General features: G+C 45.3%; 16 protein-coding genes. 7 read left to right on the top strand and 9 right to left on the bottom strand.

Annotated elements, in window-relative coordinates; translation table 11 throughout:
- Nucleotides 1–209 precede the first annotated feature (209 nt).
- A complete protein-coding gene (locus tag QUA83_RS15840; protein ID WP_333294120.1) occupies nt 210–1,574 on the top strand; it encodes an MFS transporter in 1,365 nt (454 codons plus the stop codon).
- A gap of 356 nt (nt 1,575–1,930) precedes the next feature.
- Here QUA83_RS15840 and QUA83_RS15835 read toward each other — a convergent pair whose 3' ends face one another.
- Together QUA83_RS15835 and QUA83_RS15830 are read right to left on the bottom strand one after the other, a co-directional pair.
- Nucleotides 1,931–3,289, bottom strand: a complete 1,359-nt coding sequence (locus QUA83_RS15835; protein WP_333294119.1) for a calcium-binding protein — start codon at nt 3,287–3,289, stop codon at nt 1,931–1,933.
- A gap of 214 nt (nt 3,290–3,503) precedes the next feature.
- Nucleotides 3,504–4,865, bottom strand: a complete 1,362-nt coding sequence (locus QUA83_RS15830) for a calcium-binding protein (protein WP_333294117.1) — start codon at nt 4,863–4,865, stop codon at nt 3,504–3,506.
- 135 nt (nt 4,866–5,000) lie between these two features.
- On the opposite strand from QUA83_RS15830, the gene QUA83_RS15825 reads away from it, so the two are divergent.
- From QUA83_RS15825 to QUA83_RS15810, 4 genes are all read left to right on the top strand, one after another.
- Nucleotides 5,001–5,204 carry a hypothetical protein gene (locus tag QUA83_RS15825; RefSeq protein WP_333052912.1) on the top strand — a complete coding sequence of 68 codons (204 nt, stop codon included), beginning with the start codon at nt 5,001–5,003 and terminating at the stop codon, nt 5,202–5,204.
- A 4-nt stretch (nt 5,205–5,208) separates the two neighbouring features.
- Nucleotides 5,209–5,745, top strand: a complete 537-nt coding sequence (locus QUA83_RS15820) for a GNAT family N-acetyltransferase (protein ID WP_333294115.1) — start codon at nt 5,209–5,211, stop codon at nt 5,743–5,745.
- Between the two features lie 349 nt (nt 5,746–6,094).
- Nucleotides 6,095–6,841, top strand: a complete 747-nt coding sequence (locus QUA83_RS15815; protein WP_333294113.1) for a HEAT repeat domain-containing protein — start codon at nt 6,095–6,097, stop codon at nt 6,839–6,841.
- Nucleotides 6,842–6,882: 41 nt separating this feature from the next.
- Nucleotides 6,883–7,818, top strand: a complete 936-nt coding sequence (locus tag QUA83_RS15810; RefSeq protein WP_333294111.1) for an Rpn family recombination-promoting nuclease/putative transposase — start codon at nt 6,883–6,885, stop codon at nt 7,816–7,818.
- A gap of 111 nt (nt 7,819–7,929) precedes the next feature.
- On the opposite strand, the gene QUA83_RS15805 is transcribed toward QUA83_RS15810, so the two are convergent.
- The 7 genes from QUA83_RS15805 to QUA83_RS15775 all read right to left on the bottom strand — a co-directional run bounded on the left by QUA83_RS15805 (nt 7,930) and on the right by QUA83_RS15775 (nt 13,068).
- On the bottom strand, nt 7,930–8,703 hold the full coding sequence (locus QUA83_RS15805) for a class II aldolase/adducin family protein (protein ID WP_333294109.1): 774 nt from the start codon (nt 8,701–8,703) through the stop codon (nt 7,930–7,932).
- A gap of 144 nt (nt 8,704–8,847) precedes the next feature.
- Nucleotides 8,848–9,519, bottom strand: a complete 672-nt coding sequence (locus tag QUA83_RS15800) for a hypothetical protein (RefSeq protein WP_333294107.1) — start codon at nt 9,517–9,519, stop codon at nt 8,848–8,850.
- A 173-nt stretch (nt 9,520–9,692) separates the two neighbouring features.
- On the bottom strand, nt 9,693–10,931 hold the full coding sequence (locus QUA83_RS15795) for an NAD(P)/FAD-dependent oxidoreductase (RefSeq protein ID WP_333294105.1): 1,239 nt from the start codon (nt 10,929–10,931) through the stop codon (nt 9,693–9,695).
- A 24-nt stretch (nt 10,932–10,955) separates the two neighbouring features.
- Nucleotides 10,956–11,114: a rubredoxin gene (gene rd, locus QUA83_RS15790; protein WP_333294103.1), complete on the bottom strand. Its 159-nt coding sequence runs from the start codon at nt 11,112–11,114 to the stop codon at nt 10,956–10,958.
- A gap of 340 nt (nt 11,115–11,454) precedes the next feature.
- A complete protein-coding gene (locus QUA83_RS15785; RefSeq protein WP_333294102.1) occupies nt 11,455–12,222 on the bottom strand; it encodes a ChaB family protein in 768 nt (255 codons plus the stop codon).
- Nucleotides 12,223–12,397: 175 nt separating this feature from the next.
- Nucleotides 12,398–12,769, bottom strand: coding sequence for a DUF5615 family PIN-like protein (locus QUA83_RS15780; protein WP_333294099.1), 372 nt, complete (start codon nt 12,767–12,769; stop codon nt 12,398–12,400).
- A complete protein-coding gene (locus tag QUA83_RS15775) occupies nt 12,766–13,068 on the bottom strand; it encodes a DUF433 domain-containing protein (protein ID WP_333294096.1) in 303 nt (100 codons plus the stop codon). Before QUA83_RS15775 ends, QUA83_RS15780 begins: the two co-directional genes overlap by 4 nt.
- 79 nt (nt 13,069–13,147) lie before the next feature.
- On the opposite strand from QUA83_RS15775, the gene QUA83_RS15770 reads away from it, so the two are divergent.
- Together QUA83_RS15770 and QUA83_RS15765 are read left to right on the top strand one after the other, a co-directional pair.
- On the top strand, nt 13,148–13,837 hold the full coding sequence (locus tag QUA83_RS15770) for a polysaccharide deacetylase family protein (RefSeq protein WP_333294095.1): 690 nt from the start codon (nt 13,148–13,150) through the stop codon (nt 13,835–13,837).
- Nucleotides 13,838–13,841: 4 nt separating this feature from the next.
- Complete coding sequence (locus tag QUA83_RS15765; RefSeq protein WP_333239826.1) at nt 13,842–14,828, top strand: DUF6263 family protein; 987 nt, start codon at nt 13,842–13,844, stop codon at nt 14,826–14,828.
- The last annotated feature ends 31 nt before the right edge of the window (nt 14,829–14,859 follow it).

The raw sequence follows: 14,859 nt of genomic DNA, 5'->3' as shown, positions 1-14,859 counted from the left end.
CAAGATTTAAGTTTTAACGGAGAACATCTTTTGCAGGCTTATTCCAAAAATGAAAATATTTGTGAGCCATAATGATGCTAAAATAAACTATTTATATGGCTGCCGCTGGTATCGGAATAGCATATACTGTGATGCCAGGGGTTGAATTGACCGGAATTGTCGATCGCACTCAGTAAATCAAATAAGTAACTAGGTAAAATATCTCTGCAATGGAAAAAAAGCATAACGCTGGATTGTGGGTATCAGTATTATACTTCGCTCAAGGTCTCCCTTACACCGTCGTTAATTTAATGTCGGTGATTTTTTTGAAAGGTATGGGAACCAGCAACGAATTGATCGGATTGACAAGTCTGTTGTCTTTTCCCTGGGTTTTAAAAGGTTTGTGGGGCCCGGTAGTTGATTTGTATTCCACCAAACGCAAGTGGATTTTAACAACCGAAATCATTTGTGCTTTTCTGTTTGCTTTCCTCGCTTTTGGTGTATTGACGCCGGCACCGATTATTATATCGCTTGTGATCTTTACCGCGATCGCCTTTGTATCAGCTACTCACGACATCGCCATTGACGGATTTTATTTAAACACTCTCAATAAAGACCAACAAGCACTATTTGTCGGGGTTCGCAACACCGCTTATAGAGGTGCTGTCATTGCCGGTAGCGGTTTATTGGTTTTCTTAGCCGGGAAACTGGCCGAACAGCATTTAATCACCGGAAATACAGGCGACACCAAAATATATCAAAACATTCCGCTGTCACTTTTCGGTTCGGATTTTAGCGTGTCTGCGCTTAACTACGGATGGGCGACAGCCTTTGGCATTTGTGCGATTATGTTTGTGCTGATATATCTTTTTCAGCGGTGGTATCTTCCCTATCCTCGCAATTACGATCTGGAATCCGACACTCCTCAACAAAGAACCAGCTTTATTGAAGCATTCAAAACATATTTTCAGCAAGATAAAATAGGTTGGATTGTGGCTTACGTCTTGATTTTTCGCTTGGGCGATGCCTTGACGTTTAAAATGGCTCCTCCATTTTTAATGGATAAAGTTGAGAAAGGAGGATTAGCAGTTTCTACGTCAGATATGGGCTTATTATCCGGTACTTTAGGGGTAATGTTTCTGTTAATTGGAGGGTTGCTGGGCGGCTATTTGATTGCCAAACAAGGATTGAAAAAATGGATGTGGCCGACGGCAATTCTGCAAAATTCGACTAACGTGCTGTATTGGCTGTTGGCAATCAATCAACCGGGGATTGAATGGGCTTATGCTGTAAATTCGATCGAGCAATTTACATACGGACTTGGCGTAGCTGCCTATACAGTGTTCTTGATGCGGACTGTCCGCCCTGAATACGAAGCATCTCACTATGCAATTACAACTGCTTTTATGGCCGCAGGAGTGCTGATTCCGGGCGTTTTTAGCGGCTACTTGCAGGCGAATCTCGGCTATCAAAATTATTTTTTGATGAGCGCGCTGGCTGTGATTCCCGGTATGCTGACGATTTTCTTTCTGCCCCTAGAAGATGAGAAAAAATTAGCATCCATGCCCAGGCCTGGACTGGACGATTTCGATTAATATCAAGTCCGATCGCTATAATTATAAGATCCCGGTGGGGGGGTTTACCCGCGTTGCACAATTTGAGGATGATTCTTGTGGGGAGTAGGGGTTAGGCGTCCCGCCTGCTGTGAAAATACACTGGACGGGCGGGACGCCCATCCCACAAAGCAATCAAAATCATCCCGCAATTATGCAACGCCGGTTTACCAATGTCTGCACTTTTTTTTCGAGATTTCGGTGAACCTGCCCCTGCTGGAATATTGATGTTTTGAATCATCGAACGAGTATAAATTGTGTGCGCTTGCGTTCATAAGACAAAATAAGGACACAACAATGTTGTGTCCCTACCCAATATCTGTATTGCCAGCCGCCAACTAAATCGCAATAAAATCGCTAGCTGTTAGCGGACTACTTGGAATGCCAGTAATACTGGCAAGAACTTCGCCGTTACTGGCAATTTCGATCGTCGTTATAAAATCGCCTGGAGTAACTCTCAATTGGTTGAAGCTCAAACCTCCGCTCAAACCGATTAAATCTTGACCCTTTTGAAAGTCTATAAGTGTATCTGTACCGGCACCTGCTCCTAACACCAATACGTCGCGTCCAGTGCCACCGATTAAGAGATCCGCACCCCCTGCGCCAATGAGTGTATCGTCTCCTTCTCCACCGCTCAAATTGTCATCCCCTTTGCCGCCTAATAGCTGGTCGTTGCCGCTGCCACCGCTGATAATATCGTTGCCTTTGTTGCCGCTGAGAGTGTCGTTTCCCCCATTGCCCGTGATAATATCGTCACCTCCAAAACCTGATGCTGTATTGTTGGTATCGTCGCCGAATAAATTATTACTTTGGGATGGATCTAGAGCAGTTTGCATTGCTGCAACGTTTGCTAAAAATGAGGCTCCCGGAGTGGTTCTTAATTGCTCTAAACTGCTGCGCGATTCCAGGGAGGTTGCCAAGGCGGGCAGTGCAAAGTCTAAGCCAGCTAACAGCTCTAAATAATCTGAATCTGTGAAAGTGAAATCAGGGCGGCTCAACTCGTCTACAGAGATTTCTTTCTGAGTCAAGCCGGGAGGTGGAGAAGTTAACAAACCGCTTTGCGTGTGCTTGTCCAAGACAAGTAGCGGGTTGATAACCGGGTTAGTAAATGTTTGAAGAACTACTTTTCCGGGGAGAAAAGCTTCTCCTCCCAAACTAACAAAATCGCCCTCAACTACGTAGTGAGTTACATTTTTTCCGGCACCGACTTTCTGCTTAAATGAATTGACTGTACTTTGAGCAACTCCGGGAGAATTGAAGGTGACAACATCTCCGATCGCAGATGTGAATTCAGTGGCCGCTAGTTGCGTTATGGCGCCGCCCAAGCTGTGTCCTAGAAGGTCTGGTGGCAAGCGGCTGGGGTTTTTGGTTGTATCTTGACTGATTTGGGTCAGCCAATTTCCTAATGCTTGTTTGTTGGCTTCAAATTGGTTGAAACCGGTGCCGCGCGGGTCTCCGTTGGCAATATCGTCTGTGAGCGAGTCGGTGCCGCGAAATACCAAAACTGGCGGTTTGTCTGGGGTGGTGGAAATTAAGCCGATCGCGTGAAATCCAGTTCCGGGATCGTCAAAGGTGCGATCGATTTGATAGCCAGCAGCACTCAAACCTGTTTGAACTAAAGTTTGAAACTCGGGCTCGTCATCTATGTAAACAATTTGCTTGGCTATAGTTTCGTAAGCGGCGGGGGAGGAGGGCATATTTTTTTATTTCCTGTAGTTTGATGGGGAATTAGTTTTTAAGCTACTTAACTAAGTTTACTCTAAACTTCGTTTATTGACCATATTAATTGGTCATTTTTATGGGATTTTTAGGGGCAAATTAAAAGATATTTTTTAATACAAAAAAACCTCTTGCTACAAAACCTAGGCAGGTTTTGCGCCACCAAAAATACAAATTTTGAGCACCCTAAAGCTATACAAAATCTACCCGCGTAATATCGCTGGCAACTACGCCTCTGAGAGTAGCAAGAATTTCCCCAGTAATCGGGATACTAATTAAAACTCCGTCACCACCTTGGGTTACTCTAATTTGAGGAAAAGTTAGACCCCGCGACAGTACAATTAAATCTTGAGAATCTTGAAAATCTACAATTACATCGGCTCCGCCACCTGATTCCAATACAAAGCGATCGCGCCCCGCACCACCAATTAAAAAATCGTTGCCCAACTCGCCGGAAACCAAATCGTTTCCGTCGCCACCCTCCAAATAATCGTTATCTCTACCGCCGTACAAGAAATCGTCGCCATCACCACCGATGATGCTGTCATTACCTCGATTGCCTCTGAGAGTATCGTTACCGCCGTTGCCGATAACTGTATCCTCTCCAGGGCCCCCGGTAGCAGTATTGTTGCGAGCGTCGCCTGATAAATAATTCGGTTGTAAGGGAGCTAAACCGAATTGCATTTGTCTGATCAACTGCACAAAAGAAAATTCTGGTGCTGTTCTCACACTCTCTGCACCGCCTCTGCTTCTGATGGCGACTGACACATTGGGCAGGGCCAAATTCATCGCAGCGATAAACTCGTTAAAATCTGAATCGTTGTTATAAGTAAATTCGGGACTGTTTAATTGTTCTACGGAAATTTGCCTCTGCAAAAAACCCACGGGCGGAGTAGTTAACAAATTTTCAGTTCGATGTTTTGCCAAAACAGTTAAGGGATTAATACTCGGATCGGTAAAACTTTGGATAAATACTTTACCCGGAATAAAGGCTTCCCCAAACAAGCTGACTACATCTCCGCTGACAATGTAGTGAGTGACATTTTTGTTGCCGACTCTGCCGAGATTTCTCCGAAAACTGGTGAATGTACTCGCTGATACTCCCGGAGAGTTGAAAGTAAAGATATCGCCGATCAGAGTTGTGTATTCGGTTGCTACAATTTGAGCGACTGCTCCGCCCCAACTGTGCCCGATGACATCGGGCAATAATTTGTTGGGGTTTTTACCAGTATTTTGACCGATTTCTGTGAGCCAATTTTGGATATTATCTTTGTTCTTTTCAAATTCAGGTAAACCAATGTCCCGTGAGTCGGAAAAGATAGCGTCGCCGTCGATGAAGTCTGTACCTTTAAATACGAGGGCGGGCGGGTTTTCTGGATTGGATGAACCGAACCCGATCGCATAAAAGTTTGTTTCTGGGTCGTCAAATATGCGATCGATATAGTAGCCATTAGTATCTAGGAAACTCGAAACTTCATTTTGCGCGCTCGGTTTTTGATTCAAAAAAACAATTGATTTAGCCAGAGCTTCATAAACAGCAGGCGAGGCACTCATAATATTATATTTTCTGTTTGTTGGTATTTGCGATCGCTCAGGCTTGAGCTAATTGTCCAATGGCAGCCATTATAGCTGACAAGATTTGTATGGTACACTTGATAATATCAACTCAAGAATTAAGTTTTTGCGGTTATGGGTATCATTCGTCAATACATTGCTCCATTAATAGCGGTATTAGTATTTTTCGCGGCTCTGGTAGCAGTCAGTGCTCGCATCTTTTTGCCTGGTGACATGGCTGCCCCGGCACCGATTGAGGAAGCGATCCCCCAAAAGCAAGCGGCAGTGGTGAATCCAATTTTCTTGGGGCTAAATTATGCCGCTTTCCGTGTCCGCTGAGCTGATGTCTGCTCAATTAATACCGGGCTACGGGCTGCGCTCAGGATCTGGAGTCGATCGAGCAAAACTGGTAAAGTTTATGCACCGGACTTACCGAGAGCTTTACCCGGATGGGGAATTGGGACATTTGGCTCAAACTGTCGAGCAGTATTTTTCTAACCAGACGCCGGTTTGGTGGGTAGAGTGCCAGAAAAACACCCAGGAAGAGGCAGAAATTTTGCCGGCGCTTCCCTCGCAGTATCTCAATCCCTCATCTCAAGCCCAAAATCTGACATCGGTTGTCGGATGTTTGTGGTTGGGAAATGCGATCGACCAAACCACCGGAGAACGCTACGCTCACATTTTTTTGCTTTACGTAGCACCGGAACATCGCCGTCTAGGAGTCGGTGCAGCTTTAGTTATTCATGCTGAAAATTGGGCGCGGGAAAGGGGCGATCGGCAAATTGGTTTGCAAGTATTTCTGAGCAATCAGCCTGCGGTGAATCTCTATCAAAAATTAGGCTATCAAACTCATTCCCTCTCGATGCTCAAATCCCTTTGAAATATAAATTCTACTGGTTTGGAATCAGGGTTAAGGTCCTGATTCATCCCAATTATGAGGACTGAATTCCTCACTACAAACTTAGGTGACAGCAATTATGAGGACTGAAGTCCTCACTACAAACTTAGGTGACAGCAGAGGAATTTGTTTGTAGTAAGTCATATGTTGCACCATTCTCAATTAGCCTTTTAGGAACAGGCCGAAAAGCCTGTTCCACAAGAAAATTTATCTGTTGTGGAACAGGCCGAAAAGCCTGTTGCTGACAAGCGCCCCCTACAATTATTGACTGCTGAGTGCTGACTGCTGACTGAGTTGCTTAGGAGCATCCTCTGTGCGGTAAAGTTTTTTTATGAACAATAACGACTACTCCAACGCCCTTGATACTGACACGGAACTGGAAAGCCCTTTGGATCATTTTGACGAATCCGAACCCCCGCTGCCAGATCCCGATGAAATGCTGCCTTTGCTGGAATCCCCGGAACCTCAGCACCGGATGATTGCGGCGCGGGCTTTTTGCGAACTGCAGGACGATCGAGCAATTTCGCATTTAATTAATTTGTTGAGAGACGGTTGCCCCTTGGTGCGAGTCAGCGCGGCTTATGCGTTGGGGCGAAATCCGAGTCCCGATGCTGTGGAACCACTGATTCTTCAGCTTAACCGCGATTGGAACGGTTACGTTCGCAAAGGGGTAGTTTGGGCTTTGGGAAATTGCAGGGACCACCGCGCTTTGCCATCTTTAATTGATGCTCTGAAAACAGATATTTCGGCGGTGCGTTTGTGGGCGGCGAGTTCTCTGGGTCAAATGGCAAAAGTTGGTTACTATGTGGTGATTGCGGCGATTCCGCCGTTGATTGAAGCGCTGCGGGGAGATGCTGTGTCTGCTGTGCGAAGTAATTCCGCTTGGGCGATCGGGCAACTGGCCCGCGAATTGCCGAATAATATAGTGTACGCTGGGGCGATCGATGGTCTGATTGAAGCTTTAGAAGAAGATGAAGATATGGGCGTGCGGGAAGATGCTAAATCTTCGCTATTGCGAGTCGGCGACCCGCGAGGATTGCAGATAATTGAAGACTTAGAAATGGAAGGACTTTTGTGATATAATTACCCCAATTAAACACCAATTACTAATTAGAAATTATGAATTTCATAAATCCTAAGACAGATTTTGGTTTCAAAAAAATCTTTGCTTCGCCCCAGAGCAAAGAAGTTTTGATTAGCTTCCTAAATGCCATGCTCTACAACGCAGAGCCGACAATTACAGACTTAGAAATCATCGATCCCTACGCCGCACCGAGCATTACTGGGTTAAAAGACACTTACCTGGATGTCAAAGCAAAAATTACGGGCAACAAAACTGTAATTATCGAAATGCAGGTCATCAATGTAGAAGCTTTTACTAAGCGCGTTATATATAATGCAGCAAAAACCTACGCAACTCAACTCAAACGGAGAGAAGGCTACTCAAAATTAAATCCTCTCATCGCTCTCACAATTACTGATTTTATCCTGTTTGAAAATACCGAAAAGTTTCTCTCACATTTTGTATTTAAAGAAGTCGAAGAAAACTTCGAGTATTATCGGGAAATAGAGTTAGTTTTTGTTGAACTACCAAAGTTTAACAAAAAATTAGAACAAGTTGAAAATCTGATTCAAAGCTGGATTTATTTTATAAAAAATGCTCCTGAACTGGAGGAAATACCGGATAAATTGGCGTCAGTACCCGAAATTCAAACAGCTTTTAACATTGCTAACAGGTCTACCTTAAACCTTGACGAGTTAGCATCATTAGAAAAGCGGGAAATGTTCTTTGAAGACCAACGCGGTGCTGTTATTAAGGGGATGCAAGAAGGTCGCCAAGAAGGTCGCCAAGAAGGTCGCCAAGAAGGTCTAATTGAGGGGCAAACAGCATTAATTCTGCGTCAAGTGGCGCGGCGCACTGGTGAAATTTCGCCGGAAATTCAAACTCGCATCCAACAGTTATCTCTCGAACAATTAGAGGATTTAGGAGAAATATTGTTAGATTTTACCAGTCAAGAGGATTTGATAGCTTGGCTGGAATCCGTGTCAGGATGAATTGATAAATTTTGCACTTCTGATACTAAATCCGGCTTTAATACCCCCTTCATTCTTGATTCGCCGCAGGCGGAATGTGTTTGTGTAGTAGCGGTTTCAACCGCCTAGTTGCTAATCTAATAAGTCAGGTTCCCGACGCACAATCATGTCATAAAGCGGTTGAAAGCTAAACCATCCCATGCGGTGAGACCCTACTTGTTGCTGTGTTAAACGCGCACATTCTGGCTTGATGAGAATTGGTTTTCCTGCTGCTTCGGCCATTAACTGCGCTTGACAAGAACGTTCCATTGCAATAAACCACCAAGCCGCTTCATCTACTGTTTGACCTACTGTTAACAGTCCGTGATTTTGTAAAATAATCGCTTTTTTCTCACCTAAAGTTTTGGCGATGCGTTTAGCTTCTTCGATTTCCAAAACAACTCCGGTGTAATCGTCAAATAAAGCTTGGTCTTGATAAAAAGAACAAGCATCTTGGGTTAGCGGGTCAAGCAGGCGGCCCAAACTCGACCAACTTTTGCCGTAGGGAGAATGAGCGTGGGCTGCTGCAATTACGTCGGGGCGGGCGCTGTGCACTTGGGAATGAATGGCAAATGCTGCTTCGTTTACGGGTTTATTTCCTTCAACTACTTCGCCTTTGTGGTTGACTAAAATTAGGTCGCTGACTCGAATTAAACTAAAGTGCATTCCAAAAGAATTAACCCAGAAATGGTCTAGGTGTTCGGGGTCGCGGACGGTGATGTGTCCGGCAATTCCTTCGCTGAATCCGAAGCGGGCAAATAATCGGAATGCGGCGGCTAAACGCTGTTTGCGGTGGCGGCGTTCTTCTTCAATTGAGTTGAATGTTGGGGGTTGAATGGTGACTTTGGGGATTTTTATTGCAACCATATATTTGGGAATTGGGCATTGGGAATTGGGCATTGGGCATTGTTGACTGTTAACCGTTGACTGTTGACTGTTGACTGTTGACTGTTGACTGTTAACTGTTAACCGTCAACTAATGACTACTGACTACTGCCAACTGACTACTGACTACTGACTGGCGACTTCACTAAGGCGCAAACCTGCGATGTTTTTGCAGTCAAAGGTGGCGTTGTTGCCGGGGCGACGTTCTATTAATTCGAGAATTTGTCCGGCGGGGTTTTGCACAAACCACTGGGTTAATGAGCCGGAGTTTAGAGGATGCTCTGATAGCGGTTTAAAGTTTTTATTTTGCCATATCTTAGCAGCATTCTGCACGTTTTCAACTCGAATCGCTACGTGGTGAACTGCTTCTAATCCTCTTTCTTGCTGGAAGCGGTCTGTTTGGTCGCCCGGTGCGTGGGGCGCATCTAATACTACTAAGCCGCCGACTGGCATTAATAAGGTCATTAAATGCAGCCACAAGTCGCAGGGAACATTAATGTTGTCCGCACAAAAGTTAATCGGGAACAAGTCGGGGCCTTCAACTGTTTTGGCGCCGAAGGGGTAAAAAGATTTGGGGTAGTTTTCGAGTTCGGTGCGGCTAGGGAATGTGAGGACAAAGTGGTCGATCGCAACTTGTTCGTCGTACAGGTGTGTTTCAAACGTCCAGGCTGTTAAAAATTCGGGAGTGATAAATTTGGGGTTGAGTTCCAGCAAGCCATTTTTTTCGATGAAAGGTGAGTCAATATGGCCCTCAAGGTTGCGATCGAACTTTAGGGTTTTTAGATTCAAGTTTTTCATGTATCTCACCCGATGTTGAAGGACGCAAAACTGCGAATTGTGTCTACAAGCTGAAGTTGACACACATTTGGTGCGCCTTAATTCAAAAATAACACAAAACTTAATATTGGCAAGCCGATCGCCCGATCGTAACTCCTACACCTTTATTGACCAATCTAAAATCTAAAATGGTATCATTTGCCGATCGCGTTCCCGGCCAACCACGCCGTAGTCCAAGCACTTTGGAAGTTGAAACCGCCCGTCACGCCGTCGATATCCAAGATTTCGCCGGCAAAGAAAAGTCCGGGACAGCGGCGGCTTTCCATTGTCTTGAAATCGACTTCTTTGAGGTTGACACCGCCGCAGGTGACGAATTCTTCCTTAAATGCGCCTTTTCCGGCAATCTGATATTCGCCTTGAACGAGTTCTTGCAGGAGGCGATCGAGGATTTTGTTAGATAAGTCGGCCCAGCGTTTTTGCTCATCAATGCCGATCGAACTTGTCAAGCGTTCCCACAGGCGGCGCGGCACCGGAAACGGACAGCTAGAGACAATCAATCGGTGCGACAACTGCGACTTAACCGCTAGCAGTTGCTGTCGCAAAACTTCCGCATTGTACTGGGGAAGCCAATTAATCAGCACAGAGGTTTTATAATGGCGATCGTGCAAAAATCTCGCACCCCAAGCAGAAAGTTTGAGTACAGCAGGCCCGCTTAAACCCCAGTGAGTAATTAGCAAAGGCCCGCTTTGTTCTAATTTAGCTCCCGGCAATTTCACCTTAGCATTAGGAACAGAAATTCCGGCTAAATCTTTGATTCTGCTGTCGGAAATATTAAAAGTAAATAGAGAAGCAACGGGCAGTTCTACAGTATTACCTAACTCTTTTGCCCACTTATAACCCGATGGATTGCTGCCTGTAGCGAGAAGAATGCGATCGCACTTCAATTTCTCCCCAGATTTCAACTCAATTTCAAATGTAGGGGCGGTGCCCCCGTGCCCGCCCTCCAATGTTAATTTCTTTACAGAAACGACTGCATCACCCGTGCGAATTTTCACGCCTGCATCCTCAGCAGCCCGAATCAAACAGTTAACAATTGTCGCCGAATCGTCTGTGATCGGAAACATTCGCCCGTCTTCTTCTGTTTTCAACTTCACACCGTGACCTGCAAACCATTCTACAGTATCGCGGGGTTGAAATCGAGTAAAAGCACCGCGCAGAGCTTTCCCTCCTCTGGGGTAATTCTGCACTAAAACACCGGGGTCAAAACAAGCGTGAGTCACATTGCAGCGCCCGCCGCCAGAGATGCGAACTTTTGCCAGGAGTTGTCGGCCAGCTTCTAGTAAAGTGACGCGGGCCTGCGGGTAGGTTTTGGCACAGGTAATTGCACTAAAAAAACCCGCAGCACCGCCACCGATGATTGTAATTTTGAGCATTCGATCGGACAAATTTTTTCTCGCTTATTCTGGTTCAAAATCCGATTTTACCGCCCCGCAAGTGGGACAAACCCAATCGTCGGGGATATCTTCAAAGGGTGTACCGGGAGCTATGCCTCCGTCGGGGTCGCCTAGTTCTGGATCGTAGACGTAATTGCAAACTGTACAAACGTATTTTTGCATTTGCTTAACTCAATTTTATATTGCAAGCTTATAGATTGTACTTGACAACGCAACCTAGTGCAATATAGCAATCCTAAATTAGTCGTAAATTTTTTACCCCACCCCAACCCTCCCCGAACCCGCGGGGAGGGAGTAAGAAATTCACAAATGATGCGAGGATTGCTATATCACTTTCAAAAAGTAATGAGACTTTCGGTAATTTCCAAGTCTTTACGAATTAAGTTTTGCACCATTTTTAAATCTAAAATCTAAAATCTAAAATCTAAAATCGCAAAAGCCTCCAGAACCGCAGTTCTAGAGGCTTGATTGTATTTTTTATTACTTTACTGCGATTGCAAGACTAGACTTTCGCTAAAGGCTTAGTCCAAACGCCGTTTTCATCTTCTTCATACTGCTGGTGAATGGCGTTCCAAGCGGTGTGTTCCGCTTGTATCGAGTCGTTGGTTTCGTCAAATGCGGCGTTGTAGGATTCCATAAAGGTTTTTTGAGCTGCTTCCGACAGGTGCGATCGCACTTCTGGAGATAAGTCTGCCGGACTATTGCAGCGACCTTTGACAGCGCGCGGCAGCGTCATTTCGCTAACTGAAACTTCTTCGCCACCTGCACTTTCTAGCAAGAGTTGAAATTCGCCGGATTTATCTGCGGCGACTTCTGCCATCACGAGAAATTCGCCTGCTTCAACGCGGGTTTGATAGATAGTTGCTTTGTCTTCCGGCATTCCCAAGGTGACTAAAGCGGAAACTAGACCCGCACCGGCCGAACCTGCGATCGCGCCGCTAGCAGCACCCAACAGTACCGCACCCAGCGGGCCCGCCGATACTACTGCACCGACAAAGGGAATAAACAGCACGCCGACGCCTGTTAGCAAACCCAAAAAAGAACCGAATAAGGAACCAAAAATCGCCCCGCTTCGCAGACCGCCTAATATCACATCTTTTTTAGTAATAAAGCCGGCAATTTTAGTTTTAGATTGAAAGTTTTTTCCCATTACTGAGATGTGGTCGCGGGAAACTCCGCGATCGAGCAACCGCCGAATTACGCCGTCTAATTGTTCTTCTTCCTTAAATACGGCTGAAACTGTTCGTTCGGCTAAATATTCCTCGGTCATTGTTCCTCCTTGATGGTTGGTAGATTACTTGTGCTAGTTTTTAGTATAGGAAGACACTGTAGGGCGATCGCATCGACCGCGAGATAGAGGTCGATCGACTGTGGCTAGATTTAGTCTATATCAAAGGAGTTAAACCATTAAGTATTTGGCACTCACTCAAGTTTCTTTCATATTTTTATTCATCTCTTATATAAGTTCCAAGATACTCCAGTTTGTCGATCATTTCCTCTGCTGACTTAGCAGCAATCCAATTCAAAAGTCCCCGCAACTGTGCGCCCACAGAGTACCGCTGCTGTTGTGCAAGAATGATTCCAGTATGACTTCTCTCTTCTGCAATACAGATATTGTGTAAACGGCTGAAATCTCTCCTATTAAAACTGTAAACGACTCGCCCTTGCTCGGTTGCCCAAATGAGCTGTTCTTCATCGGAAAAACTCAGCCTGTTAGCCTCCGAGGTTGTTATCACATCTACACCCGAATTTCGCAGAGCTAAGATTAGAGCTTGTTCCTGAATCTCCTCATCCAGATATAAACGAATCTTACTCACGATAGCTTACCTGCCATAGAGTCTGCTTCGTCTGCTTCCAAGCGTTCCCACTCAGCATTTTCTGCTGCTATTTCCGCGTCAATTTGCTTTTTGTTCGCATAATAGTAAGCTAAGGCTGCATAAACCTGTGCTAAATTCAAGTGCGTTCTCTTTTGAACAATTACTTCAGGAGTCCATCCCGCATTAAAATCAATAGCAATGTTCTCTACCGTAATTCTAGTTCCTGCAATTCGCGGGCGGCCGCCGCAAGTTCCGGGCGTGCGGACAATTAGCGTTCCTATATCAACGGCAGTTGTCATATTTACCTCGATTGAGTTAACTTTATTCTATTGTAACGCAGCTTCATTTCTACCCGATCGCCCTAAACAACATTAATCAATGCCATTAGCACCCCTGTTTCCTGTCGTTCATCCCATCCTCAAATCTGCTTTTCCCAGATGTCTGTGGACGGGAGATATCAAAAGCCGAGAAATTGCCCTCACATTTGACGACGGGCCGCACCGTCAGCACACACCTCAACTGTTAAAAATTTTAGATAAATACGACATCAAAGCTAGTTTTTTCTGGCTAGGTTTTTGCGTGGACAGGCATCCTGAAACGGCTAAAGAAGTGTACGATCGCGGACACTGGATCGGCCTCCACGGCTACCAGCATATATCGTTTCCCAAACTAAAAACCCACGAACTCAAACAAAGTTTAGAAGACACGCAAAAAGCAATTGCCAAAGCTTGCGATTTAGACCCAGAATTAATCCTGGACGTGCGGCCGCCCAACGGCATTTTTACGCCGCGAACATTAGAGTTATTGCAACAGTGGGAATATCGTCCTGTAATGTGGAGTGTCGTCCCGGAAGATTGGGTGCGGCCGGGGGTGAGGAAAGTTATTAGTCGCATCGTGCAGCAAACAGAAAACGGATCAATTATTGTACTGCACGACGGCTTTTGCGGTGGTGAAGATGTTGCAGCTTCGGCGGATAAAATAATTCCATTGCTTTTGTACAAAGGTTACAAATTCGTGACAGTCGATCGACTGTGGCAACAGAACAACATTCAAATAACAGGAAATTAAATCCATGAAAAAAAGACAGTTTATTGCATCTCTTTGTTTGGTAAGTGCCGGATGGGCGATCGAGCTTTCTCCTGCTTCCCTAAGTGCTGAAACTCCACTTCTAGTTCAGCAGCCATCCCCTGGCGTATCCGCGCCTGCCACCAACTCAAAAACCCCGCAAGTGGAACTGCTAAATCCGGGAGTGGAACCCCGACAGCAACTGCGTTTAAAACCAGCTATCGATGTCAAAGAAACGACAGTTATGACCCTAAAAATGGATATGAAAATATCCGCATTGGGTCGCTCTTCGCCTGCGGCTAAAAGTCCAGTATCGGTGATGACTTTCGAGACAAAAGTCACTAAAATTGATCCCAACGGTGATATTCACTACGAGTTTGCTTATACTAACGCAGATATCATCGGCGATACTGGAAATACCCCGCCAGCAGCCCTAGATGCCATGCGTTCCGCACTCAAAAGCATGGTCGGAATGAAAGGCTCTTTCATCATGGACAATCGCGGTTTTAATAAAGGAGGTAACTTTATTTTGCCCGAAGGAGCTGACAACAACCTCAAACAAATGGTTAGACAAACGTCTAAATCTCTAGAGCAACTTGCCTCGCCGCTGCCTGCAGAAGCAGTCGGAAAAGGAGCCAAATGGCGCGTTTCTTCTTCCTCTGATTTCAGTGGTATGAATATGAATGTCATTTCTACCTATGAATTGGCTAGCTGGCAAGATGGAGTTGCCTCTCTGAATGTAAGTATAGAGCAGCAAGCAAACCCTCAAAATATTACCTCTCCCCAACTGCCTCCGGGAACTACCTTAACCCTAAAATCTTTTACTTCTGAGGGTGGGGGAGCAATCACAATGCGCTTGGATAGATTAAACCCTTTTCGGTCTACTGCGTCTGTTAGTTCAAATAGCGAAATGAGTGCTAAAAATGCTGGCAGTTCTGAAGAATTAACAATCACAACAACAATGGCCGTGGAGATGACTTTCGAGTCGAAGTAAGCTTTATTATACAAATCGAAAAATTAGGGGC

The sequence above is a fragment of the Microcoleus sp. K1-B1 genome (assembly GCF_036704705.1).
Taxonomy (GTDB): Bacteria; Cyanobacteriota; Cyanobacteriia; order Cyanobacteriales; family Microcoleaceae; genus Microcoleus.
This window is presented reverse-complemented; position numbering and strand designations above follow the sequence as displayed.